Genomic DNA, 25732 nt, shown 5'->3' with positions numbered 1-25732 from the left:
CCCGGCCGGCCCGGTCCGCGCGAAGAGGCCGGGACGCACGCGGTCAGACGCCCAGCACCTCACGGGTCTCGCGGGCGATCTCCCGCTCCTCGTCGGTGCCGACCACGAGCACCGCGACCTCCGCGCCGTCCGGGGAGACGACCCGGTCGCCGTGGCCGTCGTTGCGCGCCGGGTCGACCGTGACGCCCAGCCGCTCCAACCCGGCCAGCGACGCCGCCCGCACCGGAGCGGCGTGCTCGCCGACCCCGGCGGTGAACGCGATCGCGTCGACCCGGCCGAGCAGCGCGTAGTACGCCCCCACGTAACCGGTGATCCGGCGGCAGTAGACGTCGAACGCCAGCGTCGCGTCCGGGTCACCGGCGTCGCGGCGGGCCAGCACCTCCCGCATGTCGTTGGCGCCGGTCAGCCCGAGCAGGCCGCTGCGGTGGTTGAGCAGGTCGTCGATGTCGTCCACCACCATGCCGCCCTCGCGGCGCAGGTGGAAGATGACTGTCGGGTCGAGGTCGCCGCTGCGGGTGCCCATCACCAGGCCTTCCAGCGGGGACATGCCCATTGAGGTGGCCACGCTGCGCCCACCCTGGACGGCGCACGCGCTCGCCCCGTTGCCCAGGTGCAGGGTGATCGTGTTCAGCTCGTCGTACGGGCGGTCGAGCAGGTCGGCGACACGACGCGAGACGTACGCGTGCGAGGTGCCGTGGAAGCCGTACCGGCGGACGCCGTACCGCTCGGCGGTGGCCTTGTCGATCGCGTACGTGGCGGCGGCCTCGGGCAGCGTGTGGTGGAACGCGGTGTCGAAGACCGCCACCTGTGGGGTGTCCGGCAGCGCCTCCAGCGCGACCCGGATGCCGGCCAGGTTGGCCGGGTTGTGCAGCGGCGCCAGCGGCACCAGGTCCTCGATCGCGGTGACGACCGCGTCGTCGATGCGTACCGGCGCGCTGAACTTCCGCCCGCCGTGCACCACCCGGTGGCCGACGCCGGACAGCCCGGTCAGGTCGAGCCGGCCGATGATCTCCCGGACCGCGCTCTCGTGGTCGGCCGGCCCGCCGCCGGGTTCGCCGATCCGCTCGACGGTGCCCTTGTCCAGGACGTCGTCGCCGTCGTACAGCCGGTACTTGACCGACGAGGATCCGCTGTTGAGGACCAGGATGCGGCTCATTCCGACGCCTCCGCGGCGGCCTGGATGGCGGTGATCGCCACCGTGTTGACGATGTCGGGCACGGTGGCGCCGCGGGACAGGTCGTTTACCGGCCGCCGCAGGCCCTGCATGACCGGCCCGACCGCCACCGCCCCGGCGGACCGCTGCACCGCCTTGTACGTGTTGTTGCCGGTGTTCAGGTCCGGGAAGATGAACACCGTGGCCCGCCCGGCGACCGGGCTGTCCGGCAGCTTGGTGGCCGCCACCTGCGGGTCGATCGCCGCGTCGTACTGGATCGGGCCCTCGACCAGCAGGTCGGGCCGGCGTTCCCGGACCAGCTTGGTGGCCGCCGCGACCTTCTCCACGTCGGCGCCGGCGCCGGAGCTGCCGGTGGAGTACGACAGCATCGCCACCCGCGGCTCGATGCCGAACCGGGCCGCGGTGTCGGCCGACGAGATGGCGATGTCGGCGAGCTGGTCGGCGTCCGGGTCGGGGTTGACGGCGCAGTCCCCGTACACCAGCACCCGGTCGGCGAGCAGCATGAAGAAGACGCTGGACGCGACGGAGACGCCCGGCACGGTCCGGATGATCTCGAAGGCCGGGCGGATGGTGGCGGCTGTGGTGTGGGTGGCGCCGGAGACCATGCCGTCGGCGTGACCGGTCTGCACCATCATCGTGCCGAAGTAGTTGGGCTGCGCCACGATGTCGTGCGCCAGCTCCACGGTGACGCCGCGGTGGGCGCGCAACTGCGCGTACGCATCGGCGAACTCGTCCCGCCACGGGCTGGTCACCGGGTCGACGACCTGGGCGTCCCCGAGGTCGACGCCCAGTTCCCGGGTCCGCCGGGCGATCTCGTCCGGGCGGCCGAGCAGGGTGATTTCCGCGACGCCCCGGCGCAGCAGCACCTCGGTCGCGCGCAGGATCCGCTCGTCCGCGCCCTCGGGCAGCACCAGCCGGCGGCGCCGGGCGCGGGCCCTGTCGATCAGGTCGTTCTCGAACATCAGCGGGGTGACCCGTGCGGACCGGCTGACCCGCAGCCGACGGGCCAGGTCGTCGGTGTCCACGCAGCGTTCGAACGCGCCGAGCGCGGCCTCGACCTTGCGCGGGTTGGCGGTGCTGGGGCGGCCCTCGATGCGGCTGGACGCGGAGACCGTGTCGTAGCTGTCGCTGGGCACCGACAGCACGGGCAGCCCGGTGTTCATCCGCTCGACCAGGCGCATGGCGCGCGGGTCGGGCTGTTCGCCGAGGGTGAGCACCAGCCCGGCCAGCGACACCTGCCCGGCGACGTGCGCGGCGCCGGCCGCCACCAGCAGGTCCGCGCGGTCGCCCGGGGTGATCACCAGCGCCCCGTCGGTGAGGTGGTCCAGCAGCGTCGGCACGTGCGCCGCGCCCACCACGTAGTCGAGCACGTCGCGGTCGAGCGCGGTCTCGTCGCCGGTGAGCACCGTGCCGCGCAGCGCCGCCGCCACCTCGGCCACCGTCGGCGCCGACACGGTCGGCACCTCTGGGATCGCGTACGCGGGCACCGGCAGCTCGGGCAGCGTCATCGGCTCCGGCACGCGGTTGGCCAGCGCCGCGATCACCGTCGCGCCGAGGTCGACCAGATCGTGGTACGCGCCGCGCAGCGCCGCCGCGATCGCGTCGGGCTCCTGCCCGAACCCGTCCACCACGGGTACCACGACGCTGCCGAACTCGGTCGCCAGCCGGGCGTTGAAGGCCAGCTCACGGGGGCCGGTGCCGTCGCCGTAGGCGAAGTCGCTGCCGACCACCACTATCGCCGGGCAGCGGCGCTCGACCTCCCGGTAGCGGGTGACGATCCGGGAGATCAGCTCCTCCCGGCGGCCGTCCGCGACGAGCGCGCTCGCCTCGGCGTACGTCGCGCCGTACAGCTCGTCGACCGGCAGATCCATCCGGTACCGCTCGGTGAGCAGGGCGAGGATCGGGTCGGTGCCGTCACCGGCGACGAGCGGCCGGAACGCGCCTATCCGTTCCACCTGCCGGGACAACAGCTCGGCCAGCCCGAGTGCCACAGTTGATTTTCCCCCGCCCGAACCAACGCCGGTCAGGTATACGCTGCGCGCCACGGCACCAACCTACAAGATCGAGGTCAGTGTTACCTGTTCTGCCTGGTCACACCGGCTGCCCGGTGGAGAAGGTGGGGATTTTTCGCATCTACACTTGGCCGCGTGGATGGCCCGACCGCACTGATTCCCGTCGTACCGGAATCGCCCCCCGTCTTCGTCGATCCGAGCGGGCGGCGACGTCGGCGGCTTCGCCGTCTCGCCTACTGCGCCGGCGCGGCCGGCGTGATCTACACGGTCATGGTCGGAGCCAGCTTCGCCGGTGGGCCGATCACCCCGGACAGCGTCATCCCGTTCGTCGAGCCGACCAGCGAGCAGCGGCTGCCGTCGCCGGACGCGCCGGCGTCGCCCGCGCCCGCGGTGACCGGGCCCACGCCGGACGCGCCCACCGACGTCCGAACCGCTCCGGTGCGGGTGCCGGCCACCTCCGTCACCCCTGACGCCACGGTCCCGCCGAGCCCTCGGTACCAACGGCCGACCCGGCCCGCCCCCACCGCGCCGCCGGCCACCCAGGCGCCGACCCTCACCGCGCCGCCCACCGCTCCCACCGCCGAGGTGCCACCGCCGCCCGCTGTCGACCCGCCGTCCGTCGTCGACCCGCCCGCCGAGCCTGTCGCGCCCGCCGCGCCCACCGATGAGTGACGAGGGGCCCGGCCGCCCCTCGACAGGTGATCAGCCCACCGTCGTCCTGGACGCCCGCCGCATCGCCGGCCGGCGCCGGTTCCGGGGCCGGCGTCTCCTGCCCCGGCCGAGCTGGGCCCTGGTCATCATGGTCGTGGTCGTCCTGGGCGGCCTGCTGGTCGTCGAGGCGTACACGAACGCCGCGTTCGTACCCGACAACCGGGTGACGCCCGGCAGCCAGCGGGAGGTGCCCAGCTCGGTGATCGGGGGTGGCCCGATCGTCAACGTCGGCGCGGAGGGCCGCACCCAGTCGCACCACCTGCCGCCGCGCACCGTCGCGCTCACCTTCGACGACGGGCCCGACCCGCGGTGGACGCCGGAGGTGCTGCGCGTCCTGGACAAGTACCAGGTGAAGGGCACCTTCTTCGTGATCGGCTCGCAGGTCGTCAGAAACCCGGAGGTGACCCGCCGGCTGGTGGCCGAGGGGCACGAGCTGGGCGTGCACACGTTCACCCATCCCGACCTCGCCGCGCTGCCGGAGTGGCGGCGCGAACTGGAGTACGCACAGACGCAGCTCGCCATCGCCAGCACCACAGGTGTCCGGACGTCGCTGCTGCGCTTCCCGTACTCGTCCCGCGCCGACGCCTACACGGACCGGGACTGGCCGATGCTGCGGCAGGCCGGCGAGCTGGGCTACCTCACCGTCGTCAACGACGTCGACAGCCGGGACTGGGAGCTGCCCCCGGTCGACGAGATGGTCGCCAGCGCCACGCCGGACGGGACGGCCGGCACGATCGCGCTCTGGCACGACGCGGGCGGCGACCGGTCCGGCACCGTGGCCGCGCTGGACCGCTACATCCCGGCGTTGCTCGAGCGCGGATACCGCTTCACCACTGTGAGCGAGGGACTCAACCAGACGTTCGCGGCTGCGGGCGTCTCGGGCCCGGTGGGCGGGCACACGCAGGCCACGCTCGACGAGCGGTTGCGGGGCCACGTCCTGGTCGGCGCGGTCCGCGTCGCCGACGGCATGTTCGGGGTGCTCGGCGCCTTCTTCGTGCTCGTCGGGGTGCTCACGATCGGCCGGACCCTGCTGCTGTTCGTCCTGGCCCCACGGCACGCCCGCCGCCGCCGTCGCCGCGACTGGTCGTGGGGTCCGCCGGTCACCGGACCGGTCTCGGTGATCGTGCCCGCTTACAACGAGCGGGAGGGCATCGCCGCGGCGGTCCGCTCGCTCGCCCTGGGTGACCACCCCGGCGGCATCGAGGTGGTGGTGGTCGACGACGGCTCGACCGACGGCACCGCCGACATCGTCGCGGCGCTGCGCCTGCCGAACGTCCGGGTCGTCCGCAAGCCCAACGGCGGCAAGCCGAGCGCGCTCAACACCGGCGTCGCGCTGGCCCGGCACGACCTGATCGTCATGGTCGACGGCGACACGATCTTCGAGCCGGACTCGGTCCGCCGGCTGGTCCAGCCGTTCGCCGACCCCCGCGTCGGCGTGGTCGCCGGCAACGTCAAGGTCGGCAACCGGCGCGGCCTGATCGCCAAGTGGCAGCACGTCGAGTACGTCATCGGCTTCAACCTCGACCGCCGCCTCTACGAGACGCTGCGCTGCATGCCCACCGTCCCCGGCGCGATCGGCGCGTTCCGGCGCCAGGCGCTGGAGCAGGTGGGCGGCCTGACCGACGACACGCTGGCCGAGGACACCGACGTCACCATCGCCATCGGCCGCGCCGGCTGGCACATCGTGTACGAGGAGAGCGCCCGCGCCTGGACCGAGGCGCCGGCCACCATCGGCCAGTTGTGGAAGCAGCGGTACCGGTGGAGCTACGGCACCATGCAGGCGATGTGGAAGCACCGGCGCTCGGTGATCGAGAGCGGCCCGTCGGGCCGGTTCGGCCGCCGGTCCCTGTCGTTCCTGACGCTGTTCGGCGTGCTGCTGCCGCTGGCCGCCCCGGTGATCGACCTGCTCGCGATCTACGGGCTGATCTTCCTGGACCGCAGCGACACGGTGGTGGCCTGGCTGGCGATGCTCGCGCTCCAGTTCCTCACCGCGGTACTGGCCTTCCGGCTGGACCGGGAGAAGCTCGGCGTGCTCTGGGTGCTGCCGTTGCAGCAGTTCGTCTACCGGCAGGTGATGTACCTGGTGCTGCTCCAGGCGGTCGGCACCGCGCTGACCGGCGGCCGGCTGGGCTGGCAGAAGCTGCGGCGCACCGGAGACCTCCGGGTCGCCGGGCGGGGCGCGACCGGCTGACGCCCGTCAGTCCTCGTCCGGGTCGTCGAGACGGGCCAGCCAGGTGGCGAACCGCTCGATCGGGGTCTCGAACTCCGGGTTCAGGTCGACGAAGTCGCGCAGCCGCTCGCCCAGCCACTCCAGGCTGACCTGCTCGTCACCCCGGCGCTCGACCAGTTCCTCGATGCCACGGTCGGTGAAGTACACGGTTTTCCTCTCGTCGTCGTACGGCAGCGGCCCGCCCCGGGTCGGGACGGGCCGCTGCCGGTGGTGTCACGGGCGGGGGAGAGCCGCCTCGATCAGCGCGTTCTGCTCGACCTCGTGCATCTTCGCCGAGCCCACCGCCGGCGCGGCGGCGGCCGGCCGGGAGATGCGGCGCAGCCGGACCTCGGGCAGGTGCTCCAGCAGGTTGAGCGCGACGAACGACCAGGCGCCCTGGTTGGCCGGCTCCTCCTGGACCCAGGCGAAGTCCTCGGCGTTCGGGTACTGCGCGAGCGCGGCCCGGACCTCCTCGACGGGCAGCGGGTAGAGCTGCTCCATCCGGATGATCGCGGTGTCGGTCACGCCCCGCTCCTGCCGGGCCTGGAACAGGTCGTAGTAGACCTTGCCCGAGCAGAGCAGCACCCGCTTCACCTGCTCCGGCGCCGGAGCCGCGGTGTCGGCCAGCACCGGCTGGAACGTCCCGGTGGTGAAGTCCTCCACCCGCGACACGCACAGCTTGTGCCGCAGCAGCGACTTCGGCGTGAACACCACCAGCGGCTTGCGCTTGGGCGACAGGGCCTGGCGGCGCAGCAGGTGGAAGTAGTTCGCCGGGGTGGTCGGGATGGCCACCCGCATGTTGTCCTCGGCGCAGAGCTGCAGGAACCGCTCCGGGCGGCCGGACGTGTGGTCCGGGCCCTGGCCCTCGTGGCCGTGCGGCAGCAGCAGCGTCACCGCCGAGCGCTGGCCCCACTTCACCTCGCCGGACGAGATGAACTCGTCGATCACCGACTGGGCGCCGTTGACGAAGTCACCGAACTGGGCCTCCCAGGCCACCAGCGCGTTGATGTTCTCCACCGAGTAGCCGTACTCGAAGCCCATGGCCGCGTACTCGGAGAGCAGCGAGTCGTGGACGAAGAAGCGCGACCGCTCGCCGTCGGCGGTGAGCGACATCAGCGGCAGGTAGTCCTCGCCGGTCTTGGCGTCGACCACCGAGGCGTGCCGCTGGACGAACGTGCCGCGGCGCGAGTCCTGCCCGGCGAGCCGGACGGTGACGCCGTCGTGCAGCAGCGTGCCGAACGCGATGATCTCGGCGAAGCCCCAGTCGATGCCGCCCTCGACGGACATCTTGCGGCGCCGCTCCAGCAGCTGCTGGATCCGCTTGTGCGGGGTGAAGCCCTCCGGCAGGTTGACGTGCGCCTCGCCGATCGCCTTGACCACCGAGGCGTCGGTGGCGGTGTCGACCTGCGGCTCCGGCTCCTCCTCCCGCGCCGGGCGGCTGAGCTGACGCGGCGTGGTCGCGGCGTCCCGGGTGGCCTTGAAGACCCGCTCCAGCTGCCCCTGGTAGTCACGCAGAAGCTCCTCCGCGTCCTCCACGGTGATGTCGCCGCGCCCGATCAGCTCCTCGGTGTAGAGCTTCCGGACGGACCGCTTCGAGTCGATGATCTTGTACATCTCCGGGTTGGACATCGACGGGTCGTCACCCTCGTTGTGCCCGCGCCGGCGGTAGCAGACCATGTCGATCACGACGTCCTTGTTGAACGCCTGCCGGTACTCGAACGCGAGCCGGGCCACCCGGACCACTGCCTCCGGGTCGTCGCCGTTCACGTGGAAGATCGGCGCCTGGATCATCCGGGCCACGTCGGTGCTGTAGAGGCTGGACCGGCTGTACTCCGGTGCGGTGGTGAAGCCGACCTGGTTGTTGACGACCACGTGCACGGTGCCGCCGGTGCGGTAGCCGCGCAGCTGGGAGAGGTTGAGCGTCTCGGCGACCACGCCCTGGCCGGCGAAGGCGGCGTCACCGTGCACCGCCAGCGGCAGCACCGTGTAGCCCTCCAGCTTGAGGTCGATCCGGTCCTGCTTGGCCCGGACGATGCCCTCCAGCACCGGGTCCACGGCCTCCAGGTGCGACGGGTTCGCCACCACCGACACCTTGACCGCGTGCTCGCCGTCCGGGGTGGTGAACTTGCCGTTCTGGCCGAGGTGGTACTTCACGTCGCCCGAGCCCTGCGTGGACCGCGGGTCGAGGTGCCCCTCGAACTCGGAGAAGATCTTCTCGTACGGCTTGCCGACGATGTTCGCCAGCACGTTGAGCCGGCCGCGGTGGGCCATGCCGATGACGACCTCGTCCAGCCCGGCCTCGGCGGAGCACTCCAGCACCTCACCGAGCAGCGGGATCAGCGACTCGCCACCCTCCAGCGAGAAGCGCTTCTGGCCGACGTACTTGGTCTGCAGGAACGTCTCGAACGCCTCGGCGGCGTTGAGCCGGTTCAGCACGTGCTTCTGCTCGTCGGAGCTGGGCTTCTCGTACTTGCGCTCGACCCGCTCCTGGATCCAGCGGCGCTCCTCCGGGTCCTGGATGTGCATGTACTCGATGCCGACGCGGCGGCAGTACGAGTCGCGCAGCACGCCGAGGATCGAGCGCAGCTTCATCCGCTGCTGGCCGGCGAAGCCGTTGACCGGGAAGACGCGGTCGAGGTCCCACAGCGTGAGCCCGTGCTGGAGGACGTCCAGGTCCGGGTGCTTGCGGATCTTGAACTCCAGCGGGTCGGTGTCGGCCATCAGGTGGCCGCGGACCCGGTACGCGTGGATCAGCTCGTGCACCCGCGCGGTCTTGTTGATCTGACCTTCGCTGTCGACTGCCACGTCGCGCATCCAGCGCACCGGCTCGTACGGGATCCGCAGCGAGGTGAAGATGTCGTCGTAGAAGCCGCGCTCGCCGAGCAGTAGCTCGTGCATGACCTTCAGGAACTCGCCGGACTGCGCGCCCTGGATGATCCGGTGGTCGTACGTGCTGGTCAGCGTGATGACCTTGCTGACCGCGTTCTCGGCCAGGGTGGCCTCGCTCATGCCCTGGTAGGGGGCCGGGTATTCCATCGCGCCGACGCCGATGATGGCGCTCTGCCCCTGCATCAGGCGCGGGATCGAGTGCACAGTGCCGATGCCGCCCGGGTTGGTGAGCGAGATCGTGGTGCCGGAGTAGTCCTCCATGGTCAGCTCGTTGCGGCGGGCGCGCCGGACCACGTCCTCGTACGCCTGCCAGAACTGCCGGAAGTCCATCTGCTCGCAGCCCTTGATGGACGGCACCACCAGGTTCCGCGAGCCGTCCGGCTTGACCAGGTCGATCGCGATGCCCAGGTTGACGTGCTCCGGGCGGACCATCGCCGGCTTGCCGTCGACCTCGGCGAAGGAGTTGTTCATCTCCGGGTGCTCGACGACCGCGCGGACCAGCGCGTAACCGATCAGGTGGGTGAAGCTGACCTTGCCACCGCGACCGCGGGTCAGGTGGTTGTTGATCACGATGCGGTTGTCGACGAGCAGCTTGGCCGGGACGGCGCGCACGCTCGTGGCGGTCGGGACCGACAGCGACGCGTCCATGTTCTGCACGATCTTGGCGGCGACGCCGCGCAGCGGCGTGGTGCCCGCGGCGCTCGCGGTCGGCGCCTTGGCGGCCGGCTTGGCCGGGGCGGACTTCTTGGCCGGCTCAGGCGCCTTCGCCGCCGGCTTGGCGGCGGGCTTGGCCGGGGCGGCCGCGGCCTTGGGGGCGGCCTTCGGCTCCGCCTTGGCGGGCTGCTCCTTGACCGTGGCCACTGCTTCCTGCTGCTCGGCCGGCTCCGGCTTCGCGGCCGGCTTGGCCTGCCCGTCCGGGCGCGGCGTGGCGGCGCCCGGGGCCGGCCGGTAGTCGGCGAAGAAGTCGTGCCAGGCCGAATCGACGCTCGAGGGGTCGGCGAGGTAACGCTGGTACATCTCCTCGACGATCCACTCGTTCGGGCCGAAACCCGCCAGTGGGTTCTCCTGCGAAGTCTGCTGGGTCGACACGGCCGCTAATCGCCTCTTTCACGCGGTTGTGAATGTCACGGTGGCCCCCGGTGACCCCCGGTTGCCGACGCTGGGTAAACCGATGCCAAGGCTACGCCGTGCGCTGCGCCCAGGCATTCTCGCCTCCGGCTGGTGGTCCGTTTCACAGAAGATGCCAGAAGTTCGGCAAACGCTGCGTGATCCGCCGACTCCTGCTAGACGGCGAAGGCCCCGGCCGGTGACGGGTGTCACCGGCCGGGGCCCGGCCTGACCGCGAGGTCAGGAGATGTCGCGCTTGCGGATCGTGGCCACGCCGATCGCGCCGGCCACCACCGCGTACCCGATCAGCACCAGCGCGCCCGCCCACTGCGGCGGGTTGCCCGGGATGTCGGTGTCGCCGCCCACCATGAGCCCGGAGGCCAGCGACGGGACCAGCAGCTGGAGCTTGTTGATCCAGTCGCCGTACCGCGAGGCGAGCAGGCTCAGCACGATCGCCGCACCGATCGCGCCACCCAGGTAGAACAGGATGCCGGTCACGGTGGCGCCGATCTGGCTGCGGATCAGCACGCCGAGCCCGACGCCGAGCACCGACCAGAGCAGGTAGGCCAGGCCGTTGAGCGCGATCGCCCGCCAGATCGCCCCGCTGCCGAGCTGCGAGCCGACGTCCACCGAGTTGAGGATCAGCGGCGAGATGATCAGGTTCAGCACAGTGGTGACGAGCCAGAACAGCAGCGCCAGCACGCCGGCCGCGGCCAGCTTGGCCAGCATCACCGCGGTGCGGTGCGGTGCGGTGAGGAACGTGGTGGTCACCGTCTGGTGGAAGAACTCGCTGGTCACCACCACGATGCCGAGCAGCAGCACGATGAGCAGGCCGAAGAACTGGCCGTTGGTGTAGAGGTTGGCCGCCAGGTTGTCGGCGGCCGAGATGGCCTGCAACTGGTCGGACTGCTCGGCCGGTACCTCGCCGAAGTCCCCGCCGGCCAGCGCCTCGGTCTGCAACCAGTTGAAGAACAGCGTGAGCGCCCACAGCGCCAGGCTGATCAGCCCGAAGATCCACCAGGTGCTGGTGGTACGGATCTTGAGCAGTTCGGATCGGACCAGCGTCATCGGATCTCCGCCTTTCCGGCCGTCAGCTCCAGGAAGACCCCTTCGAGGTCGGGGCGCTCGGTGGTCAGCTCGTGCAGCTCCACCTTGGCGGCCAGCGCGACCCGGCCCACGGTCGGCGCGTCCACGCCGGTCACCAGCAGCGCGCCGTGCGGGTCGGTGTCGACGGTTGCCGACTGCTCGCGCAGCGCCGCGACCAGCTCGTCGGCCTGCGGGGTGCGCACCCGCACCCGCACGTCGTGCGTCATCGACGCCATCACCTGGTCGACCGGGCCCTGCCGGACCAGCTTGCCGGCCGCGATGATCACCACGTCGTCGGCGAGCAGCTGCATCTCGGAGAGCAGGTGGCTGGAGACCAGCACCGTCCGTCCCTCGGCGGCGAGCCCCTTGAGGAAGCCGCGCATCCAGCGGATGCCCTCCGGGTCCAGGCCGTTCGCCGGCTCGTCCAGGATCAGCACCTGCGGGTTGCCGAGCATCGCTGCGGCGATGCCGAGCCGCTGCTTCATGCCGAGCGAGTAGCCCTTGAACTTGCGCTTGGCGGCGGGCGTGAGCCCGACCAGCGCCAGCGCCTCGTCGGCGCGCTCCTTCGGCAGGCCCGCCGCAGCGCAGATCACCCGCAGGTGGTTGATGCCGGTGCGGCCCTTGTGCGCGCTGGACGCCTCCAGCACCGCGCCGACCGTACGCAGCGGGTCGGGCAGGTCGGCGTACCGGCTGCCACCGATGGTGGCCGTGCCGGCGCTCGGCGTCACCAGGTTGAGCAGCATGCGCAGCGTGGTCGTCTTACCGGCGCCGTTCGGGCCGAGGAAGCCGGTGACCCGGCCCGGCTCGACGGTGAACGACAGGTTGTCCACCGCGCGGACGTTCTTGTATTGCTTGGTCAGGCCGGACACGATGATCTGGCCGGTCCCGGCACTGGGGCGTGGCTGCCCGTCGGACATCATTCTCCTCTCCTGCCCCGGCGGGCTCGTCGCGCGCCGGTGGGGCGCCGTTGCGGGGGCACCCGGCAACAGCCTTCCAACCCGGCGCAAGGGGGTCAATCAGGCGGGACGCGTACGCGCCGTCCTCCTCAGGGAGGAGATCACCGGGCCGGCAGCGCCACCCAGGTCGCCCGGGCACGGCCGAGGAGCGCGCCGTCCGCACCGTACAGGCTGGTGTGCACCTCGGCCCGGCGTCCCTCGGAACCGACCGCGACGCCGGTCACCACGCACTCGTCGCCGGGCCGTGGCAGCGCCGTGACCTGCGCGGCGATCCGCCCCAGCACGTACGGCCGGCCGGGCGCGAGCACCGCCCAGCCGCCCGGGCAGTCCAGCGCCGCCCACACCGTCGCGGGCACCACCTCGGCCGGCGCGCGGAACGGCGCGGCGGTCCGCCCGTCCGGCAGCCGGCCGGGGAAGATCCGCAGCCCGTCCGGGTTCGCCGGGCCGCAGACGTAGCAGCGGGGGAACGGGTGGTCGACCAGACCGGGGTACGCCCGCGCGGCCTGCTCCGCCGTCGCCGGGTCCACCGGCGGCACCACCGCGTCGACCGGCTCGATCCGGCGCACCTGGGCGATCAGGTGACCGTCCGGGTCGCGTACCTCGCCGTCGGCGGCGGTCAGCGGCGTGTCCAGCGGCGGCGGCCGGCGCAGGGTGACCTCCACCGGCCCCCGGTCGTCGATCAGCGCGGCGAAGATGCCGGCGCTCCAGCCGCCGTTGCCGGAGCCGTCCGGCCCCTGGAAGCGGGCCTCGACCAGCATGTGCACCTCCGGGTTCCCTCCGCCGGCGCCGTCGCGGCGGTCCGCCCGGCAGCCTCGCACACGCCGGTCCCGTCCCGGCCGTCCCGGTTCGCACGCCGCCGCCGACCGGCGTTCACCGGATCGACACCCCTCATCCCGTCCGGCGGCAACCCGGGGCACCTACACAGGAGTCATGGCCGTTCTGCACGCCGCTGGCGCACCGCTCACGACCAGCGGTTACACCCTGCTGATCGCCGACGACCCGACACTGGTCGCGGCCGCGCAACGCCTGCGCCACGAGGTGTTCGCCGGCGAACTCGGCGCCACCCTGCCGACCGCCGCCACCGGGCTCGACACCGACGGGTTCGACGCGTACTGCGACCACTTGGTGGTGCTGCGCGAGGGCACCGGCGAGGTCGTCGGCACGTACCGGCTGCTGCCGCCCGGCCGCACCGACCGCCGGTACGCCGACGCCGAGTTCGACCTGAGCCCGCTGGCCCCGCTCCGCGACCACCTGGTCGAGGCGGGCCGCTCCTGCGTCCACCCCGATCACCGCACCGGCGCGGTGATCAACCTGATGTGGGCCGGGATCTGCCGCTACCTGCACCTGCGCGGCGCCCGCTGGCTCGGCGGCTGCGCCTCGGTGCCGGTCGCCGACGGCGGGACCGCCGCCGCGCAGGTGTGGGCCGAGGTCACCGCCCGGCACCTCGCCCCGCCGCTGCTGCGGGTCACCCCGCGCCGGCCCTGGTTCGCCGAGGCGCCGGCCGCCGACCTCGCCGCGCTCAAGCCGGCGCAACGGCGGGCGCTCGTGCCGCCGCTGCTGCGCGGCTACCTGCGGCTGGGCGCCTGGGTGGCCGGCGAGCCCGGGTACGACGCGGACTTCGGCTGCGCCGACTTCTACGTGTTGTTCTCGCTGGACCGGATGAACCCGCGCTACCTGCGGCACTTCCTCGGCGAGGCCGGGTCGTGACCGCCGCCGCCGAGCCGTGGGTGGCCGGTCCGGGTGCCGGGGAGGGCCTGTGGCGGCCCACCTCCGGCTGCGGGCCGGACTGCCTTCCGCCGCTCGCCGCCCCGGACGTGTCGCGGCTGCGCCGGGCGGGACGGCTGCTCGGCGTACTCGGCATGCTGCTGGCCGGGGCGGGCCTGACCGTGCTGCTGCCGCTGCTGTCCGCCGCCCGGGGCCGGGCCGCGTTGCGGGGCTGGGCGCGGTGGACGCTGCGTACCCTCGGGGTCCGGCTGCTGGTCCGCGGCCGGGTGCCGCGCGGGCGTGCGCTGCTGGTCGCCAACCACGTCTCCTGGCTGGACGTCCTGGCGGTGCTCGCCGTGTCGCCGGTCCGGATGGTGGCGAAGCGCGAGGTCCGGAGCTGGCCGCTGGTCGGCGCGCTGGCCGCCGCGGCGGGCACCGTCTTCGTGGACCGGTCCCGGCCGCGTGACCTGCCGGCCACCGTCGCGCGGGTGGCCGGCGCGCTGCGGTCCGGGCGGTCGGTGGCGGTGTTCCCGGAGGGTACGACCTGGTGCGGCGCCGCGACGGACTGCCGCCCGAGCCGCGGCTTCCGCCCGGCGATGTTCCAGGCCGCCGTGGCGGCGGGCGCTCCGGTGGTGCCGCTGCGCATCGGCTACCGGTACGCGGGTGATCCGAGCACGCTGCCCGCCTTCCTCGGCGAGGAGACGCTCTGGGCGTCGGGACGCCGGGTGCTCGCCGCCCGGGACCTGACCGCGTCGGTGACGGTGAGCGCCGCGCTGCACCCGGCCGAGGGCGCGGACCGCAGGTCGCTGGCCCGGATCGCCGAGGCCGCCGTCCACCCGGCCCTCGACCCCTGCTCGCGCCACCGCTCGACCTGACAGCCTGACCTGCGGCCGTCAGGGACGCGACACAGTCGCGATAGTATCTTGTTCAGTCGCGATGTATCGCGTTATGCTCCTCGCAACACCGGGTGTGCCGTGGGTCGGCACGCCGACGAGGGGAGCGTGTCATGGCCAACTGGACGGTCGAGAGCCCGCAGCGGATCACCGTGGACGAGCCGATCACCCGGCTCGACGCCGAACTGATCAGCGGCCGGCTCAACGTGGTCGGCGCCGACGGTCCGGCCCGGGTGGACGTGACCCGGGTCAGCAGCCGGCCGCTCCTCGTCGAGGTCCGCGACGGGCGGCTGACGATCCGGCACAAGCGCAAGCCCGGCCTGTTCGGCATCTTCTCCTGGTTCGGCAACCGGATCCGGGCCGAGGTGTCGGTAGCGGTTCCGCCGGACGTGCTCGCCACCCTGTCGGTGGTCAGCGGCGCGCTCGTCGCCTCCGGGCTGCGCCGGGAGACCCGGGTCGACGTGACCTCCGGGCAGGTCACGCTGCGCGGGCTGCGGGGACGCACCAGCGCGAAGGTCATCTCCGGGCCGGTCGAGGCGCTCGGCATCGGCGGCGACCTGGACCTGGAGACGGTCTCCGGTGAGCTGATCCTCGCCGACAGCGCGCCCGACCGGGTCCGCGCCCACGCCGTCTCTGGCTCGATCACCTGCGACCTGGACAACCCGCGCGGCAGCGAGATCCGGCTCAGCGCCATCTCCGGCAGCATCACCGTCCGGGTCCGCGAGGACAGCGACCTCACAGTGCACCTGCACACCACGTCCGGCAAGATCACCAGCGGCTTTCCCCAGGTGGACAGCGGTGGACGCGGGCTCGGCTCGATCAAGGACAGCCACGGTGTGCTCGGCGGCGGTGCGGGTAGGCTCTGGGCCTCCGCGACCTCCGGCAGCATCGCGCTGCTCGCCCGCCCGGTCGCGCCCGCCGACCATGTGGAGGACGTGCCGTGACCGCGGTGTTCAGCCACGGCCGGCTCCGGCTCTACCTGCTGAAGCTGCTCGACGACGGCCCGAAGCACGGCTACGAGCTGATCCGCCTGCTGGAGGAGCGCTTCCTCGGCCTGTACGCACCGAGCGCCGGCACCATCTACCCGCGCCTGCAACGGCTGGAGGCGGAGGGGCTGGTCACGCACACCGCCGCGGGCGGGCGCAAGGTCTACGAGATCACCGAGGCGGGCCGCGCCGAACTGCGCCAGCGCGCCGACGAGCTGTCGACGCTGGAGAACGACATCGGCGCCGCCGTCGAGGATCTCTCCGCGCTGGCCGGGGAGATCCGCACCGAGGTACGCGGATCGGTGCGCGACCTGAAGCGGGAACTGCGCGAGGTGGCCCGGCAGACCCGGCAGGGCGGCTGGGCGGCGTCCGCCACCGCCCGTCCGGCGACCGGCGAGGGCGCGGCCCGTCCGGACGACTCGCCGCTGCTCGCCGACTTCGACAGGCGGCTGGCCGCGTTCACAGTCGAGGTCGGTGCGCTCGTCCGGGCCCGGCGGCTGAGCGACAACCAGCTCCGTACCGCGATCCGGCTGCTCGACGGCGCGCTGGAAGGGCTCCGGCGGCTGCTCCGCTGATCTCACAGGTTGTTTCCAGGGAGCGCCCAGCGTGGCCGCAGCCGCAGCGCGGATGATGGGTGACATGGCGGCTACCCAGACCGAGGCACGGCTTCTCGTCGTCGAGGACGATCCCAACATCCTCGAACTGCTCTCCGCGAGCCTGCGTTTCGCGGGCTTCGACGTGGCCACCGCGACCAGCGGCAGCGCCGCCCTGAACGCCGCCAAGGACCACCGGCCCGATCTGGTGGTGCTCGACGTGATGCTGCCCGACCTGGACGGCTTCGAGGTCATCCGGATGCTGCGCGAGGGCGGTACGCGTACCCCGGTGGTCTTCCTGACCGCGCGGGACGCCACCGACGACAAGATCCGTGGGCTCACCCTGGGCGGCGACGACTACGTCACCAAGCCGTTCAGCCTGGAGGAGCTGACCGCCCGGATCCGGGCCGTGCTGCGGCGTACCGCGACCGGCGACCAGACCCCCTCCCGCCTCACCTTCGCCGACCTGGAACTGGACGAGGAGACCCACGAGGTGCACCGGGCCGGCCAGCGCGTGCAGCTGTCGCCGACCGAGTTCAAGCTGCTGCGCTACCTGATGCTCAACGCCAACCGGGTGCTCAGCAAGGCGCAGATCCTCGACCACGTCTGGAACTACGACTTCCGCGGTGACGACAACATCGTCGAGTCCTACATCTCCTACCTGCGGCGCAAGGTCGACAACACCCAGCCCCGGCTGATCCACACGCTCCGGGGAGTTGGTTACGTGCTACGCAAGCCGGCGGCGTGAACGTCGTCGACGACGCGAAGGGCAGGCTGCGCAGCGTCCCGCTCCGGCTGAAGCTCGTCGCCGCCGTCCTCGCACTCGTGGCCGTGGCGCTCGTCGTGATCAGCGGCCTGACGGCGTTCCTGCTGCGGAACTATCTGATCGGGCAGGCGGACGACCAGCTCCGTGGCGGCGCGTACACGGTGGCCAACACGCTCGACAAGGCCGGCGGCGGCCCGATCAAGATCACCATTCCGTCGGACTACGTGGCGTCCGTCATGGCGCCCGGCGAGTTGCCGGAGGAGCCGACGCGCTACGAGGGCCTGCGCGAGGAGGAACTGCCCCGGTTCCCCGTCGACTACGCGGGCTACCAGGATCGGGTGGGCAAGCCGTTCACCGTGCGCTCCGAGGACGGCCGCAGCCGGTGGCGGATGCTCTACACCGCCCTGCCCGACGGGCGGATCATCGCGCTCGGGCAGCACCTCACCGGCGTCGACTCCGCAGTCGGGCGGCTGGTGTGGATAGACCTCCTGGTCGGGGGTGCGGTGCTGATCTCGCTGGCGTCGGTCGGCGCCGGGATCGTCCGTACCAGCCTGAAGCCGCTGGTGGAGATAGAACGTACGGCGGCCGCCATCGCCGGCGGCGACCTGACCCGGCGGGTGCCCGACCCCGAGGAGGGGCGGTCGTGCCCGACCTCCGAGCTGGGCCGCCTGTCCCGGGCGCTCAACGCCATGCTCGCGCAGATCGAGGCCGCGTTCACCGCGCGGGCCGCCTCCGAGGCGGCGGCGCGCAGCGCCGAGATGGGCGCGCGGGACGCCGCCGCGTACGCGCAGGCGTCGGAGGCGCGGGCCCGCCGGTCCGAGGAGCGGATGCGGCAGTTCATCGCCGACGCCTCGCACGAGCTGCGCACGCCGCTGACCACCATCAGGGGCTTCGCCGAGCTGTACCGCCAGGGCGCGGCGCGGGCGCCGGAGCAGACCGCCGACCTGCTGCGCCGCATCGAGGACGAGGCGTCCCGGATGGGTCTGCTGGTGGAGGATCTGCTGCTGCTGGCGCGGATGGACCGGGAACGGCCGATCGCGCTGGCCCCGGTCGAGCTGCCGGTGCTGGCGTCCGACGCGGTGGAGGCGGCCCGGGTGATCGCCCCGGACCGGCGGATCGAGCTGGAGCGGGAACCGGGCGCCGGGCCGCTGGTGGTTCTCGGCGACGACGCGCGCCTGCGCCAGGTGATCGGCAACCTGATGACGAACGCGCTCACCCACACGCCGCCGGACGCCTCGGTGACGCTGCGGCTACGGGCCGAGGCGGGCAACCTCGCCGTGGTGGAGGTGGCGGACACCGGTCCCGGCCTCACCCCGGAGCAGGCCGAACGGGTCTTCGAGCGGTTCTACCGGGTGGACGCCGCCCGTACCCGCCGGGCCGGCGGGCCGATCAGCACCGGCCTCGGCCTGGCCATCGTGGCCGCGCTCGTCGCCGCGCACCACGGCAGCGTCGAGGTGGCGGAGACGCCGGGCGGCGGGGCGACGTTCCGGGTGAAGCTGCCGCTGCTGCCCGAGGAGCCCGAGTCCGGGGAGTGACATTCAGAAAACTTCCAGGCGGATTCCAGGCTGGTGACAGTGCTACGGGGAAAGCTGGTGACATGACCGACCACGAGACCGATCCGCAGCGGTCGCCGGCCCCCGCCGACGCCGAGCCGTCGCACCACACCGCCGAGCTGCCCCGCGTCGAGAGCGGGACGTCGGACTCCTCCAGCACCCCGGCCCCCGCGTCGGTTCCGGCCGACTCCCCGGCCGCCGGAACCGGCACACCCGCCGGGCACACGAACCCGGCCGGCAGCGCCGGAGACGCCGCGCCCGCCGGGCCGTACCCGCCGCAGCCGGCGACACCGTCCGCGCCGCCGTACCCGGCCTCGGGGCAGCCGCACCCCTGGTACGGGCAGCAGCAGGGCGGCTGGAACCAGCAGACCGCCGGCGGCTACCCGTCCACCCAGCACGGCGGGCCGGTGCCGACGTACCAGGCGCAGCCGTACCAGACGCAGCAGGGCTACCAGTCGTACCAGCCCGGGCAGCAGATGCCGCAGTGGGGCCCGCAGCAGCCGGCCCGCCCCAGCCGGGCCGGGAAGTTCGTCGGCGCGGGCGCGCTGGCGCTGGCCCTGATGTTCGGCTCCGGCGTGGCCGGTGGCGCGCTGGCCCTCGCGCTCGACGGGGACGGCCCCACCCGCACCTACTCCGCCGCCCCGGTGATCAACAGCGCCGACCTACCCAAGATCGCGGCGTCCGTCCAGGACAGCATCGTCACGATCATGACGAACAGCGGTGAGGGCTCCGGGGTGATCCTCAGCGCCGACGGGTTCGTGCTCACGAACAACCACGTCGTCGCGGGCGCCGGTGGCGACACCGTGCGGGTGGTCTTCGCCGACGGCAAGAGCGCCTCCGCGAAGATCGTCGGCACCGACCCGAAGACCGACCTCGCGGTGGTCCAGGCCAGTGGCGTGAGCAACCTGAAGGCGGCCAAGTTCGGCGACAGCGACGCCATGCAGGTCGGTGACCAGGTGCTCGCCCTGGGCAGCCCGCTCGGCCTGCAGGGCTCGGTGACCGCCGGCATCCTCAGCGCCCGCGACCGCACCATCCAGGCGGGCGAGGGTGGCCAGCAGAACCCGCAGCAGGGCGCGAGCTCGATCTCCGGTCTGCTCCAGACCGACGCCCCGATCAACCCGGGCAACTCCGGCGGCGCGCTCGTCAACACCCGCGGCGAGGTGATCGGCATCAACACCGCCATCGCCACCGCCGGGCAGGGCAGCACCGGAAACATCGGCGTGGGCTTCGCCATCCCGAGCAACAAGGCCAAGAACGTGGCCGAGAAGCTCCAGCGTGGCGAGAAGATCAGCCACCCCTCGCTCGGGGTGAGCGTGAACGGCGCCGAGGACGGCGGGGCGCTCGTCGCCGCCGTCACGCCCGGCAGCCCCGCCGAGAAGGCCGGGCTCCAGCGCGGCGACGTGATCACCAAGTTCGGCGACAAGGTGATCAACGACTCGAACGACCTGGTCGGCGCCGTGCAGGCCGGCAAGGTCGGCGACCGGGTCGAGGTGCAGTACAAGCGAAACGGATCCAGCGAGAGCGCAACCGTGACGCTCGCCGAGACGTCATAGTCCCGAGGACCTGCCTCCCTCCCGGGCGGCGGGTGACGGAGCCAAGGGGGTTGGCTCCGTCACCCGCCGCCCCTCCTCGTTTCTCACCCGGTGCGGGTGAGCGCGCCTCACCCGTACCGGCGGCAGGCTCGGGGCATGACGACCACGTCCGCCGTGCGTACCGACCAGCAGATCCAGCGCGACGTCCTCGCCGAACTGGACTGGGACGCGCAGACCCGGGCCACCGAGATCGGCGTGACGGTCTCGCGGGGCGTCGTGACGCTCACCGGCCAGGTGGACAGCTACGCCCGGCGGTGGGCCGCCGAGCGCTGCGCCCACCGGGTACGCGGGGTCCGGGCGGTCGCCAGCGACCTGGCGGTCGACCTGCCCGCCACGGATTCGCGTACCGACGCCGACATCGCGATCGCGGCGAGCCGGGCGCTGGAGTGGGACAGCTTCGTGCCCGCCGAGCGGCTGGACGTGACCGTCGCCGACGGCTGGATCATGCTGCGCGGCGAGGTCGAGTTCGGCTTCCAGCGCCGTACCGCCGAGCGGGAGCTGCGCCGGCTGCGCGGCGTACGCGGGCTGACGAACCTGGTCGAGGTGCGGCCCCCGACGCCGCCGAGTGACGAGCAGAGGCGACTCGACCTGCGCGCCCTGCTGCTGCGGCGTACCGGGACCGAGCGGATCGACGCCCGGGTCGACGGCGACACGGTGGTGCTCGACGGCGTGGTGAGCGCCTGGTGGCAGCGCGAGGACGCGGAACGGGCCGCCTGGGCGCTGCCCGGCGTACGGGAGGTGCACGTCGGGATCGTGGTGTCCGGCTGACCGCCCGTCGTTTACCGCGGGCCGGGCCGGGAACCCGCGCGCAGCGGGGTACGCCGGGGACCGACGGGGAGGACTCGTGGCCGTGAACCAGCAGTCCCCGGAGCGCGCCCAGGCCGGGCCGTTGCGGATTGCCATGGTGGTGCCGCCGTGGCTGTCGGTGCCGCCGCCCGGCTACGGCGGACTGGAGACCGTGGTGGCGGGTCTCGTCGACGCGCTTGTCGACAGGGGGCACCGCGTCACGCTGTTCGGCGCCGGCACCGAGCACGGCACCGCCGCCGACTTCGTCTCCACCTGCGACGACCTCCAGTACGAGCGGATGGGCGAGTCGCTGCCCGAACTGGCGCACCTGGCCCACGTGGACCGCCTGGTCGACCCGGCCGGCTTCGACCTGATCCACGACCACACCACGATCGGCCCGATGGTGGCCGGCCGCCGCCGCGTGCCCACAGTGGCCACCGTGCACGGCAACCCGGTCGGCGAGTACGGCACCGTGCTCGGCAACACCGACCGGGGGGTGGGCCTGGTCGCGATCTCGCACGCCCAGCGCCGCGCGAACCCGGGGCTGCCCTGGGCGGGCACCGTGCACAACGCGATGCCGCTGCGGGACATCCCGCGCAAGCGCAGCCCGGGCGCGGGCCCGGTGCTCTGGCTGGCCCGGTTCAGCCCGGACAAGGGCCCGGACGTGGCGATCGCGGCCTGCCGGGCCGCCGGGTTGCCGCTCACGCTCGCGGGCAAGAGCAACGAGCCGGCCGAGCACCGCTACCTGGAGCAGGTGGTCCGGCCGCTGCTCGGCGACGACGTGACGCTCGTGGTGAACGCGGACCGTGCCACCGCGCTGCGGCTGCTGCTGGACGCCCGCTGCCTGATCATGCCGATCCAGTGGGCGGAGCCGTTCGGCATGGTGATGGTGGAGGCGATGGCGACGGGTACGCCGGTGGTGGCGCTGGGCCGGGGCGCGGTGCCGGAGCTGGTCCGCGACGGGATCACCGGCTTCGTCTGCGAGCACCCCGGCGAGCTGCCGGCGGCGCTGCGGGCGGCGGCGGACCTGGATCCGGCGGACTGCGTCGCGCACGTGGCGGAGAACTTCTCGGTGGAGCGGATGGCCGCCGACTACGAGACGGTCTACCGGGGCTTCCTGGCCGCGCGGGCGCCCGCCCGGGCAGCCCGGACGGTCGCGCCCGCCGTGGCCGGCTGACCGGTCAGGTCCGCCCGGCCACGAGTTCCGCCGCCGCGGCGTCGAGTCGCCGCGCGTACCCGGGGCTGATGCTGCCCTCCCGGCGACGCTCGTCGATCTTGCCGCGGAGCCGGTCCACGGCGGCGGTCACCTCGCCCTCGCCGTTCGCGGCGACCGCGTTGCGCAGCAGGTTGCGCAGGTCCACCCCGACGTCCTCGCGGATCTGGCCCTCGGTCAGCCCGGCCTCGATCAGCCCGTCCACCCGTTCGGCGGCGTCGGCCTGACCGGCGGCCGGCGGGCGGGCGCCCTCGCTCGGCGGCACTGACGTCGGCGCGGCCGGCGGCGTGGTGGCCGGTTCCTCGGCCACCGGCGGGTCGGCGGGCGACGGCTGCACCGGCCCGGCGGTCGGCAGCACCCGCGGGCCGGTGGTCCGGTCCGGCGTCAGCGCGGGCGCCAGCAGCGCCGCGGCGGCGACCACAGTGACGCCGACGGCGGCCAGCGTGAGGGTGCGGCGCCGGCTCGGCGCCGGCTGCGCGGCGGGGGCCGGGCCCGGGGCGGGCGGCCCGGCCGGTTCCGGGCCGGCCGGCGGCCGCGAGGTCAGCGCGGGCAGCGTCATGGTCGGCGCCAGCATGGTGGCGGCCTGTGGGTCGGCGGGCAGCAACTGGTCGCGCAGCACGGCGGCGACCCGGTGCGCGGTGGGCCGCCGGCGCGGGTCGCGGGCCAGGCAGCGCAGGCAGATGTCAGCGACCGGACCGGGCAGTCCCGGTACGTCGTCCAGTGTGGGCTCCGGACAGTCCGCGAGGGCCGCGCTCAGTTGCTCCCAGGTCTCCGCCGGGTACGGCGGGTGCCCGGTCAGCGTCTCGAACAGCAGCACGCCCAGCGAGTAGACGTCGGTGGCCGGCTGGGCGGGCGCGCCGTCGAGCCGTTCCGGCGCCACGTACGCCGGGGTGCCGAACGTGCCGCCGTCCTCGTCGTCGTCCGGCGCGCCGATCCGGGTGGCGATGCCGAAGTCGAGCACCTTCGCGCCGGTGCCGGTCATCATCACGTTGGCCGGGGTCACGTCGCGGTGCACGATGCCGAGCCGGTGTGCCGCGGCCAGCGCCTCGGCCACCTGCGCGCCCGTCTCCACCGCCGCCGGCCAGGGCAGCGGCCCCTCGGTGAGCCGGTGTTCCAGCTCCTCGCCGCTGAGCAGCTCCATCACGACGAAAGAGGTGATCGTGCCGTCCGGGGCCACCGTCTCGCCGTAGTCGTGCACGGCGGTGACGTGCGGATGGTCGAGCTGGGCGGCGGAGCGGGCCTCCTCGCGCACCATGTCGCGGAACCGGGCGTCGGCGGCGAGGGAGGGAGCGAGCACCTTGACCGCCACGATCCGGTCGAGCACCTCGTCGCGGGCACGCCAGATCACCGACATGCCACCGGCACCGATCGGGTCGATGAGCCGGTACCGCCGGGCCAGCAGACGGCCGGCCTGGAGTGTCGCCATCAGCTCGCACCTGCCTGTGCTCGGGAGCGCTATCAGGTTGCGGGAATGTGTCTGACCTGTCAACAGTCGTCCGGTTGACGATCGCGCTGCGTCACGACTCGGCCGGTGTCGCGTGACGGTCCGGTCACGGGCGGGGCGGCCGGCCGGCCGGGTGTGGGCCGCGTGCCAGGATGAACGGCATGGCAGCAGGTCCGGTGGCGTTCGTGCTCGGCGGCGGGGGAGTGCTCGGCGCGGTCGAGGTGGGCATGCTGCGCGCCCTGTTCCGCGCCCGGATCAGACCCGACATGGTGCTGGGTACGTCGATCGGCGCGGTCAACGGCGCCCTGGTCGCCGCCGACCCGACCGAGGCGGTCACCGACCGGCTGGTCCGGCTCTGGGCGTCGCCCGAGGCCAGCGAGGTGTACGGCGACTCGGTCGCCCGGCAGCTGCGCCGGTTCGCGGCACGTACCCACCTGCACTCGCCCCGCCCGCTGTACCGCCTGCTGGAGAGCGCGCTGGGCGAGGACACCACCTTCGCCGACCTGGCCGTGCCGTTCCGCTGCTGCGCCGCGAACATCGAGCGCGCGGCCGAGCACTGGTTCCACACCGGACCGCTGGTGCCGGCGGTGCTCGCCTCCGCCTCGGTGCCCGGGCTGCTGCCCCCGACCCAGATCGACGGCCAGCACTACATCGACGGCGGGGTGGTCAACTCGATCCCGGTCGGCGAGGCGGTGCTGCTCGGCGCGAAGCAGATCTTCGTGCTCCAGGTGGGCCGGATCGAACGCGAGCTGACCCCGCCGCGCCGCCCCTGGGAGATCGCCCAGGTGGCGTTCGAGATCGCCCGCCGGCACCGGTTCGCGCGGGAGATGGCGGCGCTGCCCGAGGACGTCGAGGTGCACGTGCTGCCCACCGGCGGGCTGGAGCCACGCGACGACAGCCCGTGGGCGTACCGGGACACGGCGGCGGTGGGACGGCGGATCAGTCGCGCGTACACTGCCTCCCGCCGATACCTGGACACCGCGCTGGAGCGCTGAATGCCGCTGCCACCCCGCTGGCTACGCCGGTTGGTGCTCGCCCCTGGTGTGGTGTTGCTCGCCTTCCTCGTGGTGACCACGCTTCCCGGCTGGGCGCTGCTGGCGCTCGCCGCGTCGCCGCTGGTGCCGGGACGGCTCCGGCCGTTGCGGCTGCTCTGGATCGGCACCGTCTACCTGGTCTGGGACGCCGCCGCGCTGCTCGCCCTGTTCCTGCTCTGGCTCGCCTCCGGCTTCGGCGTGTACAAGCGTGCGCCGGCCTTCCAGCGGGCCCACTACGTGCTGGCCGGCTGGTTCCTGCGGATCATGTTCTGGCAGGCGCGGTGGACGCTGCGGCTGAGCATCGACGTGGTCGGCACCGATCCGGACACCGCGCTGCCCGGCCGCCCCGAGCTGGTGGTCTGCCGGCACGCCGGGCCCGGCGACTCGTTCATCCTGATCCACGCGCTGGTGAACTGGTTCAACCGGGAACCCCGGATCGTGCTCAAGGAGACCCTCCAGTGGGATCCGGCGATCGACGTGCTGCTGAACCGGCTGCCCAACCGGTTCATCGCGGCCGGGCCGGACGGGCGTGAGTCGGTGGCCCGGCAGGTCGGGCACCTGGCCACCGGCCTGGACGACGACGACGCCTTCGTGATCTTCCCGGAGGGCGGCAACTTCACCCCGGCGCGGCGGCTGCGTGCGATCGACCGGCTTCGGTCGCTCGGCCTGGAACGGATGGCGCGCCGCGCCGAGCGGATGCGGCACGTGCTCGCCCCGCAGCCGGGCGGGCTGCTCGCCGCGCTCGACGCCGCGCCGGACGCCGGCGTGATCTTCGTGGCGCACACCGGGCTGGACCAGATGCTCACCGTCGCGGACGTGTGGCGCGAGCTGCCGATGGACAAGCGGATCGTGATGCGGTTCTGGTCGGTGCCGCCGGAGGAGATCCCGGCCGGCAAGCAGGAACGCGTCGACTGGCTGTTCGACTGGTGGGCCCGCATCGACAGGTGGATCGCGGACAACCGCGACGGCACCGTCGACGCCTGAGCCGATTCCCCGCGCCTGCTCGGCGCGGTGGCAGCGGGCC

At 73.1% G+C, this 25732-nt stretch carries 21 protein-coding genes; 13 read left to right on the top strand and 8 right to left on the bottom strand.

The window, feature by feature from the left end:
• Positions 1-43: 43 nt before the first annotated feature.
• Together O7546_RS23840 and pta are read right to left on the bottom strand one after the other, a co-directional pair.
• Positions 44-1156 carry an acetate kinase gene (locus tag O7546_RS23840; RefSeq protein WP_194800514.1) on the bottom strand — a complete coding sequence of 371 codons (1113 nt, stop codon included), beginning with the start codon at positions 1154-1156 and terminating at the stop codon, positions 44-46.
• Positions 1153-3219, bottom strand: coding sequence for a phosphate acetyltransferase (gene pta, locus O7546_RS23835; RefSeq protein WP_194800515.1), 2067 nt, complete (start codon positions 3217-3219; stop codon positions 1153-1155). The genes O7546_RS23840 and pta overlap by 4 nt, the downstream gene beginning before the upstream one ends.
• Positions 3220-3321: 102 nt before the next feature.
• Here pta and O7546_RS23830 point away from each other — a divergent pair, with 102 nt between their 5' ends.
• Together O7546_RS23830 and O7546_RS23825 are read left to right on the top strand one after the other, a co-directional pair.
• Positions 3322-3858 (top strand): hypothetical protein, encoded by a 537-nt coding sequence (locus O7546_RS23830; RefSeq protein WP_194800516.1) that lies wholly within the window; start codon positions 3322-3324, stop codon positions 3856-3858.
• A complete protein-coding gene (locus O7546_RS23825) occupies positions 3851-6088 on the top strand; it encodes a bifunctional polysaccharide deacetylase/glycosyltransferase family 2 protein (RefSeq protein ID WP_281600064.1) in 2238 nt (745 codons plus the stop codon). Before O7546_RS23830 ends, O7546_RS23825 begins: the two co-directional genes overlap by 8 nt.
• A gap of 6 nt (positions 6089-6094) precedes the next feature.
• Here O7546_RS23825 and O7546_RS23820 read toward each other — a convergent pair whose 3' ends face one another.
• From O7546_RS23820 to O7546_RS23800, 5 genes are all read right to left on the bottom strand, one after another.
• Complete coding sequence (locus tag O7546_RS23820) at positions 6095-6274, bottom strand: DUF6104 family protein (RefSeq protein WP_194800518.1); 180 nt, start codon at positions 6272-6274, stop codon at positions 6095-6097.
• Between the two features lie 66 nt (positions 6275-6340).
• Entirely contained in the window at positions 6341-10084 is a 3744-nt protein-coding gene (locus O7546_RS23815) for a multifunctional oxoglutarate decarboxylase/oxoglutarate dehydrogenase thiamine pyrophosphate-binding subunit/dihydrolipoyllysine-residue succinyltransferase subunit (protein WP_281600063.1), read from the bottom strand.
• 258 nt (positions 10085-10342) lie between these two features.
• Positions 10343-11170, bottom strand: a complete 828-nt coding sequence (locus O7546_RS23810; protein WP_194800520.1) for an ABC transporter permease — start codon at positions 11168-11170, stop codon at positions 10343-10345.
• Positions 11167-12105 (bottom strand): ABC transporter ATP-binding protein, encoded by a 939-nt coding sequence (locus O7546_RS23805; RefSeq protein ID WP_194800521.1) that lies wholly within the window; start codon positions 12103-12105, stop codon positions 11167-11169. The genes O7546_RS23810 and O7546_RS23805 overlap by 4 nt, the downstream gene beginning before the upstream one ends.
• 140 nt (positions 12106-12245) lie before the next feature.
• Positions 12246-12902, bottom strand: coding sequence for a hypothetical protein (locus O7546_RS23800; protein ID WP_269698157.1), 657 nt, complete (start codon positions 12900-12902; stop codon positions 12246-12248).
• Positions 12903-13074: 172 nt separating this feature from the next.
• Here O7546_RS23800 and O7546_RS23795 point away from each other — a divergent pair, with 172 nt between their 5' ends.
• The 9 genes from O7546_RS23795 to O7546_RS23755 all read left to right on the top strand — a co-directional run bounded on the left by O7546_RS23795 (position 13075) and on the right by O7546_RS23755 (position 22194).
• Positions 13075-13851 carry a GNAT family N-acyltransferase gene (locus O7546_RS23795; RefSeq protein ID WP_269697601.1) on the top strand — a complete coding sequence of 259 codons (777 nt, stop codon included), beginning with the start codon at positions 13075-13077 and terminating at the stop codon, positions 13849-13851.
• On the top strand, positions 13848-14723 hold the full coding sequence (locus tag O7546_RS23790; protein ID WP_281600062.1) for a lysophospholipid acyltransferase family protein: 876 nt from the start codon (positions 13848-13850) through the stop codon (positions 14721-14723). The genes O7546_RS23795 and O7546_RS23790 overlap by 4 nt, the downstream gene beginning before the upstream one ends.
• 131 nt (positions 14724-14854) lie before the next feature.
• Positions 14855-15685, top strand: a complete 831-nt coding sequence (locus O7546_RS23785; protein ID WP_269697599.1) for a DUF4097 family beta strand repeat-containing protein — start codon at positions 14855-14857, stop codon at positions 15683-15685.
• On the top strand, positions 15682-16302 hold the full coding sequence (locus O7546_RS23780) for a PadR family transcriptional regulator (protein WP_194800524.1): 621 nt from the start codon (positions 15682-15684) through the stop codon (positions 16300-16302). The genes O7546_RS23785 and O7546_RS23780 overlap by 4 nt, the downstream gene beginning before the upstream one ends.
• A 64-nt stretch (positions 16303-16366) precedes the next feature.
• Positions 16367-17068: a response regulator transcription factor gene (locus O7546_RS23775; RefSeq protein WP_043328553.1), complete on the top strand. Its 702-nt coding sequence runs from the start codon at positions 16367-16369 to the stop codon at positions 17066-17068.
• Positions 17065-18621, top strand: coding sequence for a HAMP domain-containing sensor histidine kinase (locus O7546_RS23770; RefSeq protein WP_194800525.1), 1557 nt, complete (start codon positions 17065-17067; stop codon positions 18619-18621). Before O7546_RS23775 ends, O7546_RS23770 begins: the two co-directional genes overlap by 4 nt.
• 62 nt (positions 18622-18683) lie before the next feature.
• Positions 18684-20192, top strand: coding sequence for a trypsin-like peptidase domain-containing protein (locus tag O7546_RS23765; RefSeq protein WP_269697598.1), 1509 nt, complete (start codon positions 18684-18686; stop codon positions 20190-20192).
• Positions 20193-20327: 135 nt separating this feature from the next.
• On the top strand, positions 20328-20999 hold the full coding sequence (locus O7546_RS23760; protein WP_194800527.1) for a BON domain-containing protein: 672 nt from the start codon (positions 20328-20330) through the stop codon (positions 20997-20999).
• A gap of 133 nt (positions 21000-21132) precedes the next feature.
• Positions 21133-22194 (top strand): glycosyltransferase family 4 protein, encoded by a 1062-nt coding sequence (locus O7546_RS23755; protein ID WP_269698156.1) that lies wholly within the window; start codon positions 21133-21135, stop codon positions 22192-22194.
• A 4-nt stretch (positions 22195-22198) separates the two neighbouring features.
• On the opposite strand, the gene O7546_RS23750 is transcribed toward O7546_RS23755, so the two are convergent.
• The gene (locus O7546_RS23750) at positions 22199-23656 is read right to left on the bottom strand and encodes a serine/threonine-protein kinase (RefSeq protein WP_281600061.1); all 1458 of its coding nucleotides are present in this window, start codon (positions 23654-23656) and stop codon (positions 22199-22201) included.
• A gap of 179 nt (positions 23657-23835) precedes the next feature.
• Between O7546_RS23750 and O7546_RS23745 the strand changes: the two genes are divergently transcribed.
• The gene (locus tag O7546_RS23745) at positions 23836-24669 is read left to right on the top strand and encodes a patatin-like phospholipase family protein (protein ID WP_281600060.1); all 834 of its coding nucleotides are present in this window, start codon (positions 23836-23838) and stop codon (positions 24667-24669) included.
• Positions 24670-25692, top strand: a complete 1023-nt coding sequence (locus O7546_RS23740) for a 1-acyl-sn-glycerol-3-phosphate acyltransferase (RefSeq protein WP_269697596.1) — start codon at positions 24670-24672, stop codon at positions 25690-25692.
• Positions 25693-25732 lie beyond the last annotated feature (40 nt).

It is taken from the genome of Micromonospora sp. WMMA1976 (assembly GCF_027497335.1).
Classification (GTDB): Bacteria; Actinomycetota; Actinomycetes; order Mycobacteriales; family Micromonosporaceae; genus Micromonospora; species Micromonospora aurantiaca.
This window is presented reverse-complemented; position numbering and strand designations above follow the sequence as displayed.

What these genes read in the sequence shown, in the direction of transcription:
- O7546_RS23840 (WP_194800514.1), bottom strand. Translation starts at nt 1,156, where the DNA reads ATGAGCCGCATCCTGGTCCTCAACAGCGGATCCTCGTCGGTCAAGTAC.
- O7546_RS23825 (WP_281600064.1), top strand. Translation starts at nt 3,851, where the DNA reads ATGAGTGACGAGGGGCCCGGCCGCCCCTCGACAGGTGATCAGCCCACC.
- O7546_RS23810 (WP_194800520.1), bottom strand. Translation starts at nt 11,170, where the DNA reads ATGACGCTGGTCCGATCCGAACTGCTCAAGATCCGTACCACCAGCACC.
- O7546_RS23805 (WP_194800521.1), bottom strand. Translation starts at nt 12,105, where the DNA reads ATGTCCGACGGGCAGCCACGCCCCAGTGCCGGGACCGGCCAGATCATC.
- O7546_RS23800 (WP_269698157.1), bottom strand. Translation starts at nt 12,902, where the DNA reads ATGCTGGTCGAGGCCCGCTTCCAGGGGCCGGACGGCTCCGGCAACGGC.
- O7546_RS23795 (WP_269697601.1), top strand. Translation starts at nt 13,075, where the DNA reads ATGGCCGTTCTGCACGCCGCTGGCGCACCGCTCACGACCAGCGGTTAC.
- O7546_RS23785 (WP_269697599.1), top strand. Translation starts at nt 14,855, where the DNA reads ATGGCCAACTGGACGGTCGAGAGCCCGCAGCGGATCACCGTGGACGAG.
- O7546_RS23775 (WP_043328553.1), top strand. Translation starts at nt 16,367, where the DNA reads ATGGCGGCTACCCAGACCGAGGCACGGCTTCTCGTCGTCGAGGACGAT.
- O7546_RS23765 (WP_269697598.1), top strand. Translation starts at nt 18,684, where the DNA reads ATGACCGACCACGAGACCGATCCGCAGCGGTCGCCGGCCCCCGCCGAC.
- O7546_RS23760 (WP_194800527.1), top strand. Translation starts at nt 20,328, where the DNA reads ATGACGACCACGTCCGCCGTGCGTACCGACCAGCAGATCCAGCGCGAC.
- O7546_RS23755 (WP_269698156.1), top strand. Translation starts at nt 21,133, where the DNA reads ATGGTGGTGCCGCCGTGGCTGTCGGTGCCGCCGCCCGGCTACGGCGGA.
- O7546_RS23750 (WP_281600061.1), bottom strand. Translation starts at nt 23,656, where the DNA reads ATGGCGACACTCCAGGCCGGCCGTCTGCTGGCCCGGCGGTACCGGCTC.
- O7546_RS23745 (WP_281600060.1), top strand. Translation starts at nt 23,836, where the DNA reads ATGGCAGCAGGTCCGGTGGCGTTCGTGCTCGGCGGCGGGGGAGTGCTC.
- O7546_RS23740 (WP_269697596.1), top strand. Translation starts at nt 24,670, where the DNA reads ATGCCGCTGCCACCCCGCTGGCTACGCCGGTTGGTGCTCGCCCCTGGT.